Source organism: Alistipes senegalensis JC50 (assembly GCF_025145645.1).
In the GTDB taxonomy this organism is placed as follows: Bacteria; Bacteroidota; Bacteroidia; order Bacteroidales; family Rikenellaceae; genus Alistipes; species Alistipes senegalensis.
Map to the genome: position 1 here is coordinate 3,841,559 of NZ_CP102252.1, position 16,869 is coordinate 3,858,427.

General features: G+C 50.9%; 14 protein-coding genes and 1 tRNA gene. 6 read left to right on the top strand and 9 right to left on the bottom strand.

Features of this window, described 5'->3' with window-relative positions:
* Positions 1-102 precede the first annotated feature (102 nt).
* The 6 genes from NQ519_RS15345 to NQ519_RS15370 all read left to right on the top strand — a co-directional run bounded on the left by NQ519_RS15345 (position 103) and on the right by NQ519_RS15370 (position 4,675).
* Complete coding sequence (locus NQ519_RS15345; RefSeq protein ID WP_019150275.1) at positions 103-1,128, top strand: toprim domain-containing protein; 1,026 nt, start codon at positions 103-105, stop codon at positions 1,126-1,128.
* Between the two features lie 101 nt (positions 1,129-1,229).
* Positions 1,230-1,598 carry a MobC family plasmid mobilization relaxosome protein gene (locus tag NQ519_RS15350; RefSeq protein ID WP_015546164.1) on the top strand — a complete coding sequence of 123 codons (369 nt, stop codon included), beginning with the start codon at positions 1,230-1,232 and terminating at the stop codon, positions 1,596-1,598.
* Positions 1,588-2,664: a relaxase/mobilization nuclease domain-containing protein gene (locus NQ519_RS15355; protein WP_227901076.1), complete on the top strand. Its 1,077-nt coding sequence runs from the start codon at positions 1,588-1,590 to the stop codon at positions 2,662-2,664. Before NQ519_RS15350 ends, NQ519_RS15355 begins: the two co-directional genes overlap by 11 nt.
* Before the next feature lie 18 nt (positions 2,665-2,682).
* Positions 2,683-3,456, top strand: a complete 774-nt coding sequence (locus NQ519_RS15360) for a hypothetical protein (RefSeq protein ID WP_019150272.1) — start codon at positions 2,683-2,685, stop codon at positions 3,454-3,456.
* Between the two features lie 316 nt (positions 3,457-3,772).
* Complete coding sequence (locus NQ519_RS15365) at positions 3,773-4,129, top strand: thioredoxin family protein (protein ID WP_147513160.1); 357 nt, start codon at positions 3,773-3,775, stop codon at positions 4,127-4,129.
* 21 nt (positions 4,130-4,150) lie between these two features.
* Positions 4,151-4,675, top strand: a complete 525-nt coding sequence (locus NQ519_RS15370; RefSeq protein ID WP_083810264.1) for a thioredoxin family protein — start codon at positions 4,151-4,153, stop codon at positions 4,673-4,675.
* Positions 4,676-4,812: 137 nt separating this feature from the next.
* Here the strand turns inward: NQ519_RS15370 and NQ519_RS15375 are convergent, their stop codons facing one another.
* The 9 genes from NQ519_RS15375 to NQ519_RS15415 all read right to left on the bottom strand — a co-directional run bounded on the left by NQ519_RS15375 (position 4,813) and on the right by NQ519_RS15415 (position 16,853).
* Positions 4,813-6,084 (bottom strand): hypothetical protein, encoded by a 1,272-nt coding sequence (locus NQ519_RS15375; RefSeq protein WP_026076424.1) that lies wholly within the window; start codon positions 6,082-6,084, stop codon positions 4,813-4,815.
* A gap of 36 nt (positions 6,085-6,120) precedes the next feature.
* A complete protein-coding gene (locus NQ519_RS15380) occupies positions 6,121-6,345 on the bottom strand; it encodes a hypothetical protein (protein ID WP_015548030.1) in 225 nt (74 codons plus the stop codon).
* Between the two features lie 13 nt (positions 6,346-6,358).
* Positions 6,359-7,735, bottom strand: a complete 1,377-nt coding sequence (locus NQ519_RS15385) for a RagB/SusD family nutrient uptake outer membrane protein (protein WP_019150269.1) — start codon at positions 7,733-7,735, stop codon at positions 6,359-6,361.
* 30 nt (positions 7,736-7,765) lie between these two features.
* Positions 7,766-11,155, bottom strand: a complete 3,390-nt coding sequence (locus NQ519_RS15390) for a SusC/RagA family TonB-linked outer membrane protein (protein WP_026076423.1) — start codon at positions 11,153-11,155, stop codon at positions 7,766-7,768.
* A gap of 12 nt (positions 11,156-11,167) precedes the next feature.
* Complete coding sequence (locus NQ519_RS15395) at positions 11,168-13,465, bottom strand: S9 family peptidase (RefSeq protein WP_227901075.1); 2,298 nt, start codon at positions 13,463-13,465, stop codon at positions 11,168-11,170.
* Positions 13,462-14,595 (bottom strand): S8 family serine peptidase, encoded by a 1,134-nt coding sequence (locus NQ519_RS15400; protein WP_227901074.1) that lies wholly within the window; start codon positions 14,593-14,595, stop codon positions 13,462-13,464. The genes NQ519_RS15395 and NQ519_RS15400 overlap by 4 nt, the downstream gene beginning before the upstream one ends.
* A gap of 667 nt (positions 14,596-15,262) precedes the next feature.
* Positions 15,263-15,348, bottom strand: a tRNA-Leu gene (locus NQ519_RS15405).
* Between the two features lie 103 nt (positions 15,349-15,451).
* Positions 15,452-16,351 (bottom strand): tRNA (adenosine(37)-N6)-dimethylallyltransferase MiaA, encoded by a 900-nt coding sequence (gene miaA, locus NQ519_RS15410; protein WP_019150265.1) that lies wholly within the window; start codon positions 16,349-16,351, stop codon positions 15,452-15,454.
* Positions 16,341-16,853, bottom strand: a complete 513-nt coding sequence (locus tag NQ519_RS15415) for an IS1096 element passenger TnpR family protein (RefSeq protein WP_019150264.1) — start codon at positions 16,851-16,853, stop codon at positions 16,341-16,343. Before NQ519_RS15415 ends, miaA begins: the two co-directional genes overlap by 11 nt.
* Positions 16,854-16,869: the final 16 nt, after the last annotated feature.

A 16,869-nucleotide genomic window follows, 5' to 3' on the forward strand; every position in this document is an offset into this window, starting at 1 on the left:
CTGCTATGCACTTCATTACTACGCATAGCAAATTGTTTATCAAACGATTACGCGAATGTAGTAAGTAGTAAGGTAAAATCGGCAAACTTCAAAAAACAAAAAATGATGAATGATTTGAAAAATATCAGCATCAGGCAATTCCTCGCACGGCGGGGCATTCAGCCCAAATACGAACGCAACGGCTACGGCATGTATCTTTCACCCTTGCGGGAAGAACGCACGCCGAGTTTCAAAGTGGACTACGTGCGAAATCTCTGGTACGATTTCGGACTGGGCGAAGGCGGCACGCTACGCACCCTCATGATGCGGTTGGAGCGGTGCGACAGCCGCGAGGCGATCCGACGGCTGCAAAACAGTGAAAAAAGGGACGCCGGTTCCGCTTCTCTTTCACCGGGTATTTGCCTACGTCCTGTCGTTGGCGGGGCATCGCCGATCGTGCGTCCGGCCGCCGTCCCCACGTTCCGCATCCTCTCCGACGCTTCGCTCCGGCATCCGGCATTGGTCGGTTATCTCGCCTCGCGCGGCATCGTCCCGTCGGTCGCCGCAGCATTCTGCCGCGAAGTTCGCTACGAGGTAAACGGCCGCGCCTTTTTCGCCGTCGGGTTCCGCAACGATGCCGAAGGGTGGGAGCTCCGCTCCGCACGGTTCAAAGGCGGCTCCTCGCCCAAACATATCACCACCATCGACAACCGTTCCGATACGGTAATCGCTTTCGAGGGATTTATGGATTTCCTCGCATATCTCTCGCTGAAACATCCCGAACGACTGCGCATCGACGCCACGGTTCTGAACTCGGTCGTCAACCTGCCCAAAGCCATCCCGTTTCTCTCCCGGCATCCGGTGATTCACGCCTTCTTTGACAACGACGAAGCCGGGCGTAAAACGACCTCCGATCTGATCCGTCTTTGCCCCCGCAGCGAGGTAATCGACCAAAGGCATTTTTACAGCGGGCACAAGGACGTAAATGACTATCTGACCGCCCGCATAAAAGACCGAACACAAAAGCCTTCGACACAGAAGAACGCCCCCGAAACAAAGGCCGTTCAGACTCTTCGGAATAATCTGCAAGCCCTGAAAGCGGAAACGGCGGAAATTGAACCACCGCGTCGGAAAGGGGTAAAGATTTAAGAAAGGCAAGGTTGTGTTTTCGTAGACGAAAACTCCGCCTTCCCCGCTGGTCGGCGTAAAATCCCGCTGGTCTGAAAAAAAATGCTTACAAACCACTTATCATGGAAACACCGAAAAAAACATACGGCAAACAAGGCGGACGCCCGAAAGTCAGTATCGGCCGCATCCGCAAATACGTCGTCAGCACGCGGCTCAGCCCCGAACGGAAACTCCGATTCTCGGCCCTCTGCCGCGAAGCAGGACAACCGCCTGCCGAAGTCCTGCGCCAGCTGATCGACCGAGGAACGGTAAGAGCACGGATCACCCGCGAACAACTGGATTTCATGGCCCAACTCAAAGGCATTGCCCGCAACCTGAACCAACTGACCCGGCTGGCCAATGCCAAAGGTCTGGCGGCTGTCAGGGTACGGCATGCGGCGATCGTCACGGCCATCGAAAAACTCCTGAAACAGATATGCGATGGTCGGTAAGGTAATATCGGGATCGTCTTTTTCGGGGACGGTAGGCTACGTGATGAAAGAAGAATCCCGGATCTTGGAAGCCGAAGGAATTATGCCTCCGGAAGTGAAGGACATGGTGCAGGACTTCAAAGACCAGACCTTATTGAACCCGCGGCTGAAAAACACCGTCGGGCATATCTCGCTGTCTTTCTCACCCAAGGACGCTCCGCGGATGACCGACGCCCTGATGACGCAGATCGCAAAGGAGTACATGCAGAAAATGGGCATTACCGATACGCAGTATCTATTGGTTCGCCACCTCGACCAGCCCCATCCGCACTGTCATCTGGTCTACAACCGGGTCGGAAATGACGGACAGACCATTTCGGACAAGAACATCAAGCTCCGAAACGCCAAGGTATGCAGGGAGCTGACCGAGAAGTACGGATTGTATCTCGCACCGGGAAAGGACGACGTACGGCGGGAGCGGCTGCGCGAACCCGACAAGACCAGATACGAAATCCACGATGCGATCAAAAGGTGTCTGCCCCGATGCGCCGGATGGAAAGGGCTGGAGAAGCAACTGGAAAAACAGGGCATCGGCATCCGTTACAAGTATTGCGGAAATACCAACCGCAAGCAGGGTGTCCTCTTCTCGAAAAACGGTTTCGAGTTCTCCGGATCGAAGATTGACCGGGCTTTCAGCTTTACGAAACTCGACCAGCATATTACCCACGTGCAGCAACAAATCCAACACCGGGCAACGCTCTTCGGGAACCTCTCGGCGGCGGCAGGCAATTACCGTTCGGCATTTGCCGGGTTATTCGGCAACATGGGCAGAGGCGGCGGCAGTGCGCGCGAAGAGCTACCATCGGTAAACCTCGGAAAGGCAGGCGGGATTCCGCTGCCGCCTGCCGGTTCGCCCGTCGGAGTGTCCGCCGAGCAGTTACAGCGCAAGCCGGGAGAAAGTCCCGAAGAGCATATAGCACGAATCACGGCGCTGCTCAACGCCGCAGCCGAAGCAATGGCCATCGCCGCGATGGAACGTCGCCGCAGGCTCGAAGAACAGAAAAGAAGAGCCAAAATGAAAATATAACCTTAAAACCGGAAAATCATGAACAACGAAAATAAGATCGACCTCTCGATCGAAATGTATGAAGACCTCAAGGAAACACTTGTCAAAGCCATCAAAAACGCCAAAGCAGGCGGCACAGGAAACGCAGGTTGGGAGAATACGCAGCTGGAACGGATCGAACGGCTGATAGAGGCTGCGGAACGCTCGCAAGGGCAGATCGCACAGCAGCTCGAACAACTGCAACGGAATACGGCCTTGTCCGGAGCAAAAACCGAGCAGATGCAGGAATTTACCGACAGATACAACGCGTTGCTGGCGCAGTTAGCGGGCAAACTGGGGACAATCAACCACGAGACCCAGCAAACGCATACATTGATCGAGCAGGTCGGGCAGGCCGTCGAAGCATTGAAAAGGCCCGGCGCCCTGCCCGTGCAGGAGCATCGACATACTTATACGCTCGACATTAAATCCTCGAAAACATTTCTGACGATGTTCGCCATGCTTGGATGTATTTTCCTGCAAGCTGCATTCATCTACCGAATCTCGGAGAATAATCGTCAGTTAGCTACCAACGATCTGAAATACCGTTACGTGAAGATGTGCGGGAAAATCGGCGAAAAGGAGCTGATGGAATTGGAAACGGTATTTTGGGACGAACAGTATAGAAACCTCCGCGATACCGTCCGAAACCAAGTCGAACGCTACGAAGAAGCCGTAAGGCGTCAGGCTGAACGGTTGGAGCAGGCGACTGTTAAGGAGCGGAAAGCGAAAAAACTACTCGACGATGCTGAGATATTGCGACAACAAAATTAAAATAATTCCAGATTCAATAATCTCGATTTCAACAGTAGGTGGGGTGTAAATCAAACTGTGTTAAAGTTTGTATTCGGATCGATTTTGGGTGGCAGGAAAAATATTTTTCCATTCTATTGTATTTTTCATTTTATTTTCATACATTTAGAATGTTAATAAAATTAACGCTTTATGAAAAAAATTATTTCTTTTATTATGGTAATCTCTATTTTTTTCCTCTTGTAAAATAGAGAAAAATGCCGACTCTCAATTAACGACTACAGAGTCCAACATTGAGCATGTATGTATTCCGTTAACCGACGCACAAATTATTGGGTTGTATAACACATTAACTACTGTACAGACTCGTGCGGTTGTTTTAGTAAGCAGTTTAGAAGAATTTAAGAGCTATTTGAATACTTCTCTGGTTGCTGTCTGTTTTACAGCGACATGGAGTGGACCATGTAAAATGTATAAGCCCATTTATCATAAAGTATCAGAAAAATACACTGCCAGTGTATGTCGTTTCTTGGAAGTTGATGTGGATGAATCTCCAGAACTGGCAGAACTATTCAATGTTGCTAAAATTCCTACAACTATTATAATTAAAAATGGAGAGGTTGTGGCTACCTTTGTGGAAATATTGAGTGAAAAAGCACTAACAGAATTAATAGAAAGCTATAAAGTCAAATAATTATTTTAATTTTTTCAATTTATGAAGAAACTTGTCTTATTGTTAGGGATTATTCTATACCTCGTATCTTGCAAGGTCGAAGAACCGAAATTTGCAAACCAGTCAACATTTTTAGAAGCCGAAACCACTACAATCGAACACGTGTCAATACCATTGACAAATTCGCAATTACTCGAATTATTTCGCAATATGAGTCCTTTGGCACAAACACGAGTAGCCGTATTTAACCTCCTGACCGAGGGTGAAGTTGAATTCTGGTCAACAGAGGGACCTGGGGTATTGGTGATGTATTTTACAGCCCCATGGAATGGTCCATGTAAGAGGTATCGCTTAATATTTGAAAAAGTTGCAAATGATTATACAAATAAAGAATGTCATTTTGGACGTATTGACATCGATCAAGCAGGAGAAGATATTGCAACAAAATACGGTGTAAACACATTACCTACCACTCTAATTATTAAAAATAATAAAATTGTTGCCAAAGCAGTCGGTCTTATAAGAGAAGAAACTTTAAGAGCACTGGTAAATCAATACAAAGCATAAGTAAAATAAATATAACAAGAGACTATCTAACAAGTCCGGTTTAATGATTTCACCCTCGCCAGAACAAGCTCTGACGAGGGTGATTTCAATTTCAGGGACTTATTAGACAGTCCCTTGTTATAACGAAAAAGGCTGACTTATTCAGTCTCTCGCTCGAATGTAAAGGAAATATAAGGATAATATTGAGCGGTCGGTTTATTTTCTTCGTAATACAATTTATCAATCAAAAATGATTTTGAATCAAAATCAATAAAATACATCTCCATTTTATTGGCATCTCCATCCTTAAAACGGACTCCAATATAAGCTTCTGTATCTTGACTCTGCTCTATTGCAGAAAAATAGCGATTTACATTATCCAGAAGGATTAATTGAACCGGAATTTTCCCCGACATGCTGTATAATGTAAATTCGCCACCATTCGAGATACCCGAATTCTCCCGGAAGAAGTTTTTCAAGGTCGATTCAAGCGAGGTCGTAAGACCCTCTTCCGTGAAAATCAACCGGTCCTTTGCATTATATGCGGGTAAAGCAGCCATATCGGCGTCGAACGTAGGTTTGTCGTATTCAGAACTGCTTCCATTCAGATTGGCATACTCCATAGGATCATAATTACCTTCGGCACTCATTTTCCATGTACCTTCCAGTTTGCTGAAATACGATCCGAAAATCGTTACGGTAATCTCGTTATACTGTCCCCGGACGAATCCTTTGTTGTTCTCCAGTCCGGTTTTCAGAACGACCTTGTCTTTTCCGGTTTCCAGCGTGCCGGCTTTAAGGGTAATGGCACCTGAACTTTTACCCTGAGCGACAACCAGTTGTTTAGCCCCCTCGAACGTAAAATTGGTATTCTCGACAGCCGTCGAACCTTCGGCGATCTCAATGGGAATGACGATATCCTGCTCCGCAGTATATTTTGCCCCCGTAGCCGTATAAAGATCCAACTGAACGGAACCGGTCTCACCCATGGTCATGGATTTGACAGAGAAGGAATACATAATTTTACCTTTCACTCCCAGACTGATCTTCGCCGTGGCATTTTTCCCGGGGATAAAGTCAGCCACCGAGCCCAACGTCGCAACGATTTCCTTGGCTTCGTCGTAGTTGTCCAAAGCCGTTACCGTAATCGAAAGCGACTGATTGTTACCTCCCAATATGAATTGTTCGGCCGATACGGAATACTCGGAACCCTTGACAGCCGTACCCGAGAAAGCAACGGGAACGGTGACGGGCGACGCAAGCGATGATAAATCGACACCGGAGACTTGCAGATCCAGTGTTACGGAACCTGTCGAAAGCGCGAGCACCGGCTTCGCAAAAGAAAGCGTAGGCGTCGAATCATCGTTGTCATCCGAACAAGCGCCGAATAACAGCGGCGCTGCGAGCAATGCAAATAAAAATTTTCTCATAACCAAAGTTTTAATTAATAAAGGTTTGTTCAACAGTTATTTCGAACCTTCCAGAAAGGCTTCATATTCATCTTCTTCGCTTGCGATCTGCGCCCAATCCTCATTCCCGAGAAATACACCGTCGGGCATAATGTATTTCGTCAAATAATCCTTAGCCAAAGGCGGCGTCTCATCATAGTTGTCATCACAGCCACTCAGCGACACAACAGCCGCAATCGCTGCGACAAACGCAATCATTCGTCTTTTCATCGTATTGTTCATAATCCTGATTCTTTTATTCCATTTTATCGTACCCCGGATTTTGCTCCAACCCCTCGACCAATTGAATATCGGGAGCGTAAAGCGGGAAAGTATACATCCAGGAATAAGTCGTGTATTTCAGTCCCTGCTTGGCGACCCAGAACTCCGGACATCCGTTACGTTTGAGTTCGTACCAGCGATCTCCTTCAAGGAAAAGTTCCTTGCGGCGTTCGCAATGAATAGCATACAGCAGCGGAGTCAGCGCATTTCCCTTGGCATCGACCTGAATCAAATCGTCGTGATCGACCGGAGGCAGAGTCTGCATCGTGTAGTCCGAGACATCGGCAATGCGCTTTCGTCGCAGTTCGTTCAAAGCAGCAAGGGCCTTTTCGGGTTCATCGCTATGATAATAACTCTCAGCCAGAATCAACTGCAATTCAGCGCTTCGCAGGCAGGAAAGCAGGTTCTTAGCCGGCAGTCTTTTGGCATCGATCGACAGCGCGAAACGCACATCTCTTTCCTTTTCGGCGAAAAGATCGTAAAACCGGCGGGAACAAGGTCTGTTTTTCAAATAATTCTTTGAATTCGTCAGCGCTGTAGATTCCGAAGATCCAGCATAAATCTGTGCCTTGAAGATCATGTTGCCACTCTTGGCCATCTGTTCCCCGATCATCGCCTTGTAAGGTTCCGCATCGAGCAACGGATATTTTTCCAATAACTCCGAGGCATACTGAGCTGCCAAACGATACTGCTGTGTCCAGAAATAGAGCCGGGCCAGATAGCCTTTGGCGACATCGGAATTGAAGCGGTAGATCTCATCCTGAATGTCGTATTCGATCGCTTTATTCAAATCCTCTTCGATCCGTTTGACGGTCTGGTTATAAGTACTGCGAGTAGGCTTCGCCTCCATATCAAATTCTGTAACCAACGGTACACCAGGCCCCGGATTATCCGGATTGCAAGCCTGACAGAAGTTGCGCAGCAAATTATAATAGCAGATACCGCGAAGGGCATACGCCGTACCGAGCACGTCCATCCCGAGCCGGCTGCTCCGGTCTTCGAGATAACCGATTATGATGTTGCAATCCCGAATCACCGCATAAAGATTCGTATACAGAGTTTGCTTAGCGGAAAGTTGCTCTCCTATGTAAAGCGAAATATAATTTCCTCCGGGATATTGAGTCAGATTAGCAGCCAGGTTATCGGCATAACACTCCAAATCGGCCATTTCCAATCCGTCGCCCATCACGACCTCCTCTCCGTAATCGATCTCGTCGAGATGCGCATGGAGCAACGCTGAAAATTCCTCGGCTGTTTCGGGGATGGTCTGTCCGTAAGGTTTTATATCCAAATAGCGGTTGCAGGATACGGCTAATAACACGAGTGCAATCACTGTGAATGTCTTTTTCATACTCTCTGTTTTGAAATTACCGTTTCGGAATTAAAATCCGATCGAAAGTCCGATCGAATAGGAGCGGCATTGCGGGTACACCGCACCGGGAGTTTCAGGGTCCAGCCCCGAGTAATTCGTGAACGTCGCCAGATTGTTCATCGTAAACGACACGCTGCAATTTTGCATGTGAAGTTTCTTCACCCACGCGCCGGGAAGGTCGTAAAGCAATGTCAGGGAACTGATTTTCAAATAAGAAACATTCTCCAGCAACAGACAGTTCGTAACTCTTGATTCGGAAGGAAGACTCTGGGCGATAAGATTGCCGTTCTGATCGTAAAGGCGCCCTCCGTATATGTCGATCAGACGCGGATAACCGTCCGTAACAGGATTATCCGGAGTCCAGCGATAGGTTACATCACGCACGACATTGAGATGGTTGACATAAAGGTCGTATTTGGAGTTGGGAATGGGCTCCTTATCCACACCGGTCATATTCCGGTCACTCACCGAACTGTAGGATGCGGGGGATACGATATCGTTCAGCACTTTGCCGTTCAACGAAAACGCACCGTTCATACTGAGCGTAAGCCCCTTGTAACGAACGGACGTATTGAACCCGCCCGTCCAGGGAGCCGTCGATGTACCTACATAGAAAAGATAGTTTTGCATGTTCCGGTAGTCCGCGACTTCGTTTATTTTCGCATCGGGACGCAGTTCGTAATTGTAGAATCCCGTCGATGGATCGATGCCCATACTCTTGCCCGTGATGATCATCCCCTGGGGATAACCTACATAATACTGACCATAGATACCGCTGTTGGGCGACACGTATTTGGTCAGTTTGTTCATATTGTAAGCCACATTGGCAGTAAAATTCCACGCAAAATCCTTATAACGCAGAATCGTCGCCCCCAAAGTGAACTCGACGCCCCGGTTCACCTGTTCGGATGTATTATATCCCTGCGAAATAAATCCGACTGCCGAATTCACGCGCGAAGAAGTCACGAGATCGTATCCTTTACGGTTGTATGCTTCGACCTGCAATCGCAAACGATCCTTGAAAAATCCGATGTCCAGACCCGCTTTGATATCCCAGGTCTTCTCCCAGCTCAGATGCGGATTCGGGGCATTCGAAATGGTCCCCATCCGGTAGGAATCCGTATCGGAAATTCGAAACGTGTTATCGTATTTCATGATGATTACCGGATAGACCGACTTATTGACACCGCCCGTATAACCCGTGGCCAAACGGAGCGTCATCGAACTGATCACATCCGAGATTTTCCCTTTCATCCACGACTCTTCGTCTATATTCCAAGAAAAACCTGCCGACCAGGTAGCATTGAACTGCTCCTTGCTGCCGAAATTATTCGATCCGTCGGATCTTACCGAGGCATTGAAAACATAGCGGTTGAGCAGGATATAGTCGATCGTACCGTAGAACGAGGCCATAGCGTTTTCCGTAATAGCTTGCCCGGTGGAATTATCGAGGGTCTTCCCGAAACTGACAAGTTTATCGTAATCGATCACCGAATTGTTTCCGCTCGCAGGATAAAGCGGCGTCGAGTGGTTGCCCGTAACGGGGTCGTAGCCGTAACGTTTGGTAAAAATCGTCTTGGCGTAATTCCGGCTGATCTGCGCTCCGGCCAGCACATTGAGCCGATGTATTTCGTTGAAAGTATGTCCATAGGCGAAATGTCCCCGTAACATATAATTGGTATTGTATGTCGAAGTCTGATAAATGGAACCATAGATTCGTTTCGAAGTCGTCGTATTGTTTTCGAACGGCCGGTCCATCCATGCCGCATAGGTATTCTTTCCATTGATATTCTCCCCGTGATCCGAAATATAGGAGAACGACGCCAGACCCACGAACTTCAGATCCTTGGTGATATTGACCGTCGTATTTCCCGTCAGTGTGAAGTTTCCGCTGGTACTCTTGGCCGAAGTCTCATTGATCTCCCGCATCAGGTTGAATCCGTTTTCGGGAAGCGCTACCGTATAGCTTCCATTGATTTCACTCAAGGAAAAATAAGTCTCGTCAGCCCGATAGGAACCGTCGTCATTGTAAGGACGTTCATAAGGATTGGCGAAATAGGCGTATTTGAACATATCTACATTACTCGACGGTGCCTTGGATGTCTGATAGGAGAAATCCGTACTGATACCGAACGATACGACTCTGTTCGGTGTTACATCAATCTTGCCGTTGAAATTGTAACGGTCGTACGAGTTTTTCAACACAATGCCCTGATCGTTACCATATCCCATTGAGAGATAATAGGCCATTTTGGGATTACCTCCCGAAATGGAGAGATAGTGGCTTGTGGAAACTGTCGTCCGGAACAGTTCCTCGAACCAGTCTGTCGTATGGCTGCCCAGTTCCGCAATCCTGGCATTCTGCTCTGCGACGCTCAATCCCTTATATTTGCCGTATCCCGAACGAATCATGCCCACGATACCCACAACCGGATAGTAACTTTTGCCATCCTGAAGATTATTCGCATAACCGGCAGCTGCAAATTCGTCCCATAATTCCTGCTCCCAGGCCAGTTTCTCGCGTGAGTTCATCAAATTGGCAGACCGTACAGGCCGCGTCTGAATGGATACGGTTCCCGAATAGTTGACGTGCGTAGGTCCCGACTTGCCGCGTTTGGTCGTTACCACGATCACACCGCCGGCAGCCTGAGATCCGTAAATTGCGGCAGCGGCAGCGTCCTTCAACACGGAGATCGACTCGATGTCGTTAGGATTGATCCCACCGATGCCCGTAGCAAAAATATTCGAAAAGTCTCCGGAGCGAATCTGCGTGTTGGAAACAGGAGGTGTCGGGACCTCCTTCTGCATCGGTACGCCGTCAATGACCCACAGCGGTTCGGCATTGCCCGTGATGGTGCTCGTTCCGCGAATGCGGATCTTCACGGCTTCGCCCGGACGGCCGGATACGGATTGCACGCTCACTCCGGCCAGTTTGCCCTGCAACAGTTTGTCTACTCCCTCCAAAGGCGAAGTCTTGAGATCTTTTCCTTCAATCACGGCAACCGAACCGGTGCTTTTGCGAATCTCAGTTTTGGCAAAGCCTGTCACGACGACTTGTCCGATGTCCGTGGACTGCTCCTTGAGCGTTATATCATAACCGACCCGATCAGGCTTTATCTTGAGTTCCTGCGGTTCATAACCAATGTATGAGAATCGCAACGTAGCGCCGTCGGCAACTATGATCCGGAACGTACCCTTAATATCAGTATTCACACCGGAATGCGTTCCTACGACAACCACGGACACACCGACAAGCGGTACACCATTCGCATCCTTGACCGTACCCCACACCGGATGTTTGTTCCCCTCGCTCTCAGAAGCAGCGACGGCAGGAAGTATCGTTACAAGTAACAATGACGTAAATACGAATGGTAAAAAATTTCTTAAAGTTTGCTTCATACGCATTATCCATTAGTTGTGTTTGACTATATCGATCTCCTGCTGAGGCAACCCGAGAAGATGTTCCGTAAAATAATAGCGGATCAGATTTACATAATATGAGTTCCCGAGACCATGATCCGCTCCGGGAATGACCGTCATGTCGAAACGCTTGCGGGCCCGGATCAGCGCATCGGCCAGCCGGGCCGTAGATGCCGGATGCACATTGTTGTCCATGTCTCCGGTGATGAGCAGCAGCCGTCCGGCCAGCCGGTCGGCCAATTCGATGTTGGTCGGAATATGACATTCGAAATGCGGTTTCCCGTCTTTCCCCCAGGTCTGCTTTACTCCGTGGAAAGTTTCGCCCCACCACTGGGAGTAAATATTATTGTCATGGTTCCCCGAAGCAGCCACCCCGACCTTGTAAAATTCCGGATGGTTCAGCATGGCGGCGACCGTCATGAAACCGCCTCCGGAATGTCCGTAAATTCCGACTCTTTCAATATCGGCGCAAGGATAGCGGGCTGCAATCTGCCGGATCGCGGCCATGTCGTCGGCCAAAGCATAATCCCGCAGATTCCCGTAGCCGAACGTATGGAAATCGCGTCCGCGCCAGGGGCCGCTGCCGCGGTAGGCGAAATTTATGACGACGAATCCCAGCTGTGCGAGCGATTGATTGTAGTTGTCATCCAAGGTAAAGGCCTGCGGAACCAGATCGACATGGGGGCCGGGATAGACATTGCTGATGATCGGGTATTTCCGCCCGGGTTCCCGGTCGAAAGGAAGGTAGACGATGCCATAGAGCCGGGTCACGGAATCCGCAGCCAGCACTTCGACGACTTCCGGTTCGTGCCATCCGCGGGCATAGAGTTCCGAAAGGTCGCACGGCTCCAGTTCGATACGGCCGCGGCCTTTCATGTCGCAGACCTGATGCCGCGGGGCACGATCCATACGCGACCAAGTGTCCGTCAGGAAACGTCCGTCGGGAGAGAATGCCACCGAATGTTCGCCGTTTCCGGGAGTGAGCAAAACCGGCTCGCCGCCGTTGAATCCGGTTTTGTAATAAAAGCGGTAATGCGGATTGACACCCGATTCCCGTCCGTAACCCTCGTAGACGATCGTCCGGGCGAGCGTATCGATACGTTCGATCTTTCCGGCGACGTATGCGCCCGAAGTGACGGCCCCTTGCAGGCGTCCGTTTCCATCGTACAGGTAATAATGACCGTATCCCGTTCGCTCCGACCACCAGAGGATATCGCGGCCTTCATTCAGGATATGGAAACAAAATTGCTGGTCATTCTGGGCCGGTTTGCACACCTCGCGGATAATCGGCTCGACACGGTGCGCCGCGAAATCGACCCGGCACAGTTCCACGCTGTCGCACGTCCGGCTGCGACTAACGAGCCAGGCATAACGGTCCGTATGAGCGATCATGCTGAACCGGGGAACTTCGACTTTCTGATCGGGCCAGCGGGCGATGTCGAGTTTCCGAATGCACATGCTGTCGGCATCGACCAGCCAGGCATCGTATTGAACGACATGCTCATCGCCGGGCATGGGAAATTTGTAGCTTTTAGCCTTGGGGCGCGGTCGGGCGAGGTTGTCCACCAGCGTGAGCTCCTCCACCTCGCGCTTGTCTTCGCGCACCAGCAGGTAATAATGGCTTTTCCCCATCCAGCGGCCGATGGCGGAGCTGCGCGCCTCCGGCCCGACGACGTTGTTCCCGCCGGTGGAGAACGAATGATAGCGCTCCCCGTCGTGGGTCAGCCGTACACTGTCGCTTCCATCTCCGCGAAAGAGCATGAGGTCATGACCGACAGCCGTAACATAATACGAGCTGTCGGCGGAATAGCTGCGCCGATAGTCGCCCCGCGAGAAAAGATTCCCGCGGGAAGCATCCTGCCGGGGCTTTTCGCTCAGTTTGCCATTTCGGCCATCGTAGTGCAGCCGGTGCTTATTGAAATCGAACGTAAAACCGCGGGGATCGGAAGAATCGAATTCAAGGCCGTAGAGCCGTAACTCCTTCGGGGTCGGCATCCGTGATGAATCGGCGTATGCGGCCAACTGCCGCGTCATCGAGAAACTGTCGAACAGCGGGCGTTTCCGCCAGGTGCGGGTATCGACCAACCAATAACGGCGTGCATCGGCGTCATCCGACGTATAATGGAACCAACGGCACTCCTCGCCGATCCACTGAACCGAAACATATTGGTTACGGATCAATCCACCGAGCGAATCGGACGAAAAGCGGTCGGCCCGCGCCATATAGGATTCCTGAGCACAGAGCGGATAAAGACTCCATACCGTTAAAAATACAAGCAACCGTTTCATCGCTCTCCGAATTTGCTGATTTTCGACGCCTCTTTCATGGCCGCCTGCGCATTGAGAATCCCTCCACCGAGACAGACCTGACGCCCCTGGATCATGCGGGAAGTTTCGGATTTCCCGGGAACAGGCATCTCGTCCGCCGGAAAATGCGTAACGGTACGAATCAGAATTTCCCGTATCTCACGAGCCGAAAGATCGGGATAGAAACTCCGCAAGACCGCTGCGACACCGGAAACTATCGGCGCAGCGATACTCGTTCCCTGCGCCGTATCGTATCCGCCCTCGGGAGCGGTCGATCGTACATTTTCTCCGGGGGCGAGCAGATCCACATTTTCCGCTCCGTAGTTGCTGAAAGAAGCGACCCGTCCGTCGGGCGTCGAGGCCCCCACGACGATCTGGTTTTCCAGACGGCGTCCTTTCGTGTCCCGGCAAGTCGGAAATATCGGACGGACATCGACATTGACGCCGTCGTTGCCGGAGGCCATAACCAGCAATACGTCCTTGCTCCGGGCATATTTCATCGCAGCCAGTACTTCATCCCGGTGAGGCGATAGGTACTTGCCGAAACTCATATTCACCACCTCTGCGCCGTTATCCACCGCATAACGGATTGCCGCAGCTACATCGCGGTCGTATTCATCGCCTTCGGGAATGGCACGGACGGAGAGGATCTTTACCGGGCGCGGCAACTCCCCGGCCGTCGCCGCACACGCCGCAATCACTCCGGCAACCATCGTCCCATGATAGGGATCGTCGCCGATAAGATTGTTTCCGTAACGGAAATTCCGGAAATCGTCCGGGCGATTGCCCAATTTTATATGAGGATCGTCATTCAGGGAATCGAGGCTGGCCACACGTACGGCGGACAAACGATATTCGCTGTCGATCTTTTCCAGCGCTTCGTGCCACGGCATGTCGGGTGTGAACATAACGGGTGTGGAAGCCGCAATCGACAGAGGCAGCGCAAGCCCGGTCGTGTCGGCCAATTCAAGACGCTGAAAATCGGCGACCGTTGTTTCTCGATCACCGTATTTCAGGCGCATCAATGAATCGCAAATGCGGAAAGCATCGGAACGAATACGCTGATATTCGGTAAATTTGATGTAGGTATCGAGCCGGGCGGCCCGTTCCATCTGCTTATAATAGGCATATTCGGCCTTTGCCGAAAGAGTAAGGCGGCTTGTATCAGCGTCCTTGAAGCGAGGCCGAAGCCGTTTGTATTCCCGGAAAGGTTCCGTGCCGGCCCTTCGAAGACTCTCTCCAACAGCATTGCCGAGGAAATTCCAGCCGTGAATGTCGTCTACATAGCCGTTTTTATCGTCATCACGGCCGTTAGCAGCCTGTTCGCGTGGATTGGTCCAGATGAAATCCGCAAGAGCCGTATGCGAAACATCGAACCCGCCGTCGATGACGGCGACGATTATTTCAGATTTTTTTCGGGAGGGGGGGGGGAATTTTACCTCTTGCCGCACAAATCTCTGTCAGACGGACTCCGCATAGCGAATCGGAAGCGGACAAAAACCAAGGGGCATCCGTTTGTGCAGATGACGGTACTGCCGCCAACAGATACACGGCAGAAAATAATACTTTTGAATTCATATTGCAATAGATATCTGACGCGACAAATATAGTGAAAATCTGAATTTATTACATTTTTTATATACCTTAATGTCAAATTCAGTAATACATTAACACTTCGTTCCAAAAAGATAAAATTGTCTGCGGGGAAAACGTGGGGAATTTCATCAAAACAAAAATCGCTTAACTTGCTATAATCAACAAATTAAGCGATTTTCCATGTACCCGGAGCCGGGATCGAACCGGCACGGCCATTGCTGGCCACAGGATTTTAAGTCCGGCGTGTCTACCGATTCCACCATCCGGGCGCAATCTTTCAGCGAAAGACGAACGCAAAAGTACGAAAATATTTGCGATTTGCCAAAACATCCGCAACATAACGCCGCGGCAGGCCGAAATTCCTCGTTTTCCCTATTTCGAACCGACATAGGCGATTATCGCCGCATCGTCGTCGGGTGCGAACCAACGGATCTCCGAGTCACGGCGGAACCACGTGAGCTGCCGCTTGGCATAACGCCGCGAATTGCGCTTGATCAGCTCCACAGCCTCGTCGTACCCGATGCGCCCGTCGAAATAATCGAAAAATTCGCGGTAACCGACCGTTTTCAGCGCATTCAATTCCCGATAGGGATACAACGCCCGGGCTTCGGCTTCCAGCCCGTCGGCCAACATCCGATCCACGCGGCGGTTAATGCGGTCGTAAAGCACGTCGCGCGGCAGATCAATGCCGATCTTCACGATTTCGAACGGCCGCGGACGGCGCTCCCCGGTACGCTGCCGGGAGTAGGGCATATGGGTCTGAAGACAGACCTCCAGCGCACGCATCACCCGCGCCGGATTATTGAGATCGGCGGTCCGGCAATACTCCGGGTCCAGTTCCCTGAGTTCTTCGGCAAGCGCCCCGAGCCCCTCCTCCGCCAGTCGGTGCTCCAGCTTCCTCCGCAGCGGTTCGTCAGCCTGCGGCAGGTCGTCCATGCCTTCGCACAGAGCCCTCACATAGAGCCCCGACCCGCCGACGGCAACGACCCAATCATGGTCTGCAAAGAGTTCTTTGAGCCGCGCAAGGGCCTGCACCTCATACTCCCCGCAGTTCAAGTTGTCCGTCAGATCGTGAGAGGCAATAAAATGATGTTCAACAGCTTGAAGCTGATCGACAGAAGGCTGTGCCGTACCGATCGGCATCCCCCGGTAGACCTGACGCGAATCGGTCGAAAGAATCGGTGCGCCATAATGGAGCGCCAGACGGATGCCCAGGTCCGTCTTGCCCGAACCCGTCGGACCGACCACGACCAGCAGTCGTTTAATAGGCATCGTCGTAGTTGTCGTCGCCCTCGAAATCGTTGAAATCGCTCATCATCTCGCCGAAGATCGAGCCTTCGTCGTCCACACGGTTCTTCGAAGGGTCGTACTGGTCGGGAGCTTCGGCCTGGGCGTAAATCTCACGCGGGTAGGAGGCTTCCTTGTCGGCTTCGTAAGCTCCGGTCAGCTCCAAGTAATAAGCCCGGTCGCCGAACAGGTCGAACAGATAGATCAGACGGTCGCGGCGGTCGTGAATGATCTGCCCCAAAGTCACCTTTTCCATAGCCACCGGAGCGTTCTCACTGCCGTCGTCCATATCCATAAAGGTAAATTCGCGCTGTTTCTCCCAGCGGTCGTCGGCCGTAAAAAACGAAGCCATGCAATCCTCGTATTCGAGCGATCGGAGGATGAAATTGTGGAAATCGAGCAGCGTCGTATCGTACAGCACCTCGTAATCGCGCACGAAATTGTCGTTCTCATCGCTCAACATCCGGAATCGGAAAACCATCGACATCGCAGTAATCTATTTT

Bases quoted from the DNA above. Each gene is read 5' to 3' on its own strand.
- NQ519_RS15345 (WP_019150275.1), top strand. From the start codon at position 103: ATGATGAATGATTTGAAAAATATCAGCATCAGGCAATTCCTCGCACGG.
- NQ519_RS15350 (WP_015546164.1), top strand. From the start codon at position 1,230: ATGGAAACACCGAAAAAAACATACGGCAAACAAGGCGGACGCCCGAAA.
- NQ519_RS15355 (WP_227901076.1), top strand. From the start codon at position 1,588: ATGGTCGGTAAGGTAATATCGGGATCGTCTTTTTCGGGGACGGTAGGC.
- NQ519_RS15360 (WP_019150272.1), top strand. From the start codon at position 2,683: ATGAACAACGAAAATAAGATCGACCTCTCGATCGAAATGTATGAAGAC.
- NQ519_RS15370 (WP_083810264.1), top strand. From the start codon at position 4,151: ATGAAGAAACTTGTCTTATTGTTAGGGATTATTCTATACCTCGTATCT.
- NQ519_RS15375 (WP_026076424.1), bottom strand. From the start codon at position 6,084: ATGAGAAAATTTTTATTTGCATTGCTCGCAGCGCCGCTGTTATTCGGC.
- NQ519_RS15380 (WP_015548030.1), bottom strand. From the start codon at position 6,345: ATGAACAATACGATGAAAAGACGAATGATTGCGTTTGTCGCAGCGATT.
- NQ519_RS15385 (WP_019150269.1), bottom strand. From the start codon at position 7,735: ATGAAAAAGACATTCACAGTGATTGCACTCGTGTTATTAGCCGTATCC.
- NQ519_RS15390 (WP_026076423.1), bottom strand. From the start codon at position 11,155: ATGAAGCAAACTTTAAGAAATTTTTTACCATTCGTATTTACGTCATTG.
- NQ519_RS15395 (WP_227901075.1), bottom strand. From the start codon at position 13,465: ATGAAACGGTTGCTTGTATTTTTAACGGTATGGAGTCTTTATCCGCTC.
- NQ519_RS15400 (WP_227901074.1), bottom strand. From the start codon at position 14,595: ATGGAACGGGCCGCCCGGCTCGATACCTACATCAAATTTACCGAATAT.
- miaA (WP_019150265.1), bottom strand. From the start codon at position 16,351: ATGCCTATTAAACGACTGCTGGTCGTGGTCGGTCCGACGGGTTCGGGC.
- NQ519_RS15415 (WP_019150264.1), bottom strand. From the start codon at position 16,853: ATGTCGATGGTTTTCCGATTCCGGATGTTGAGCGATGAGAACGACAAT.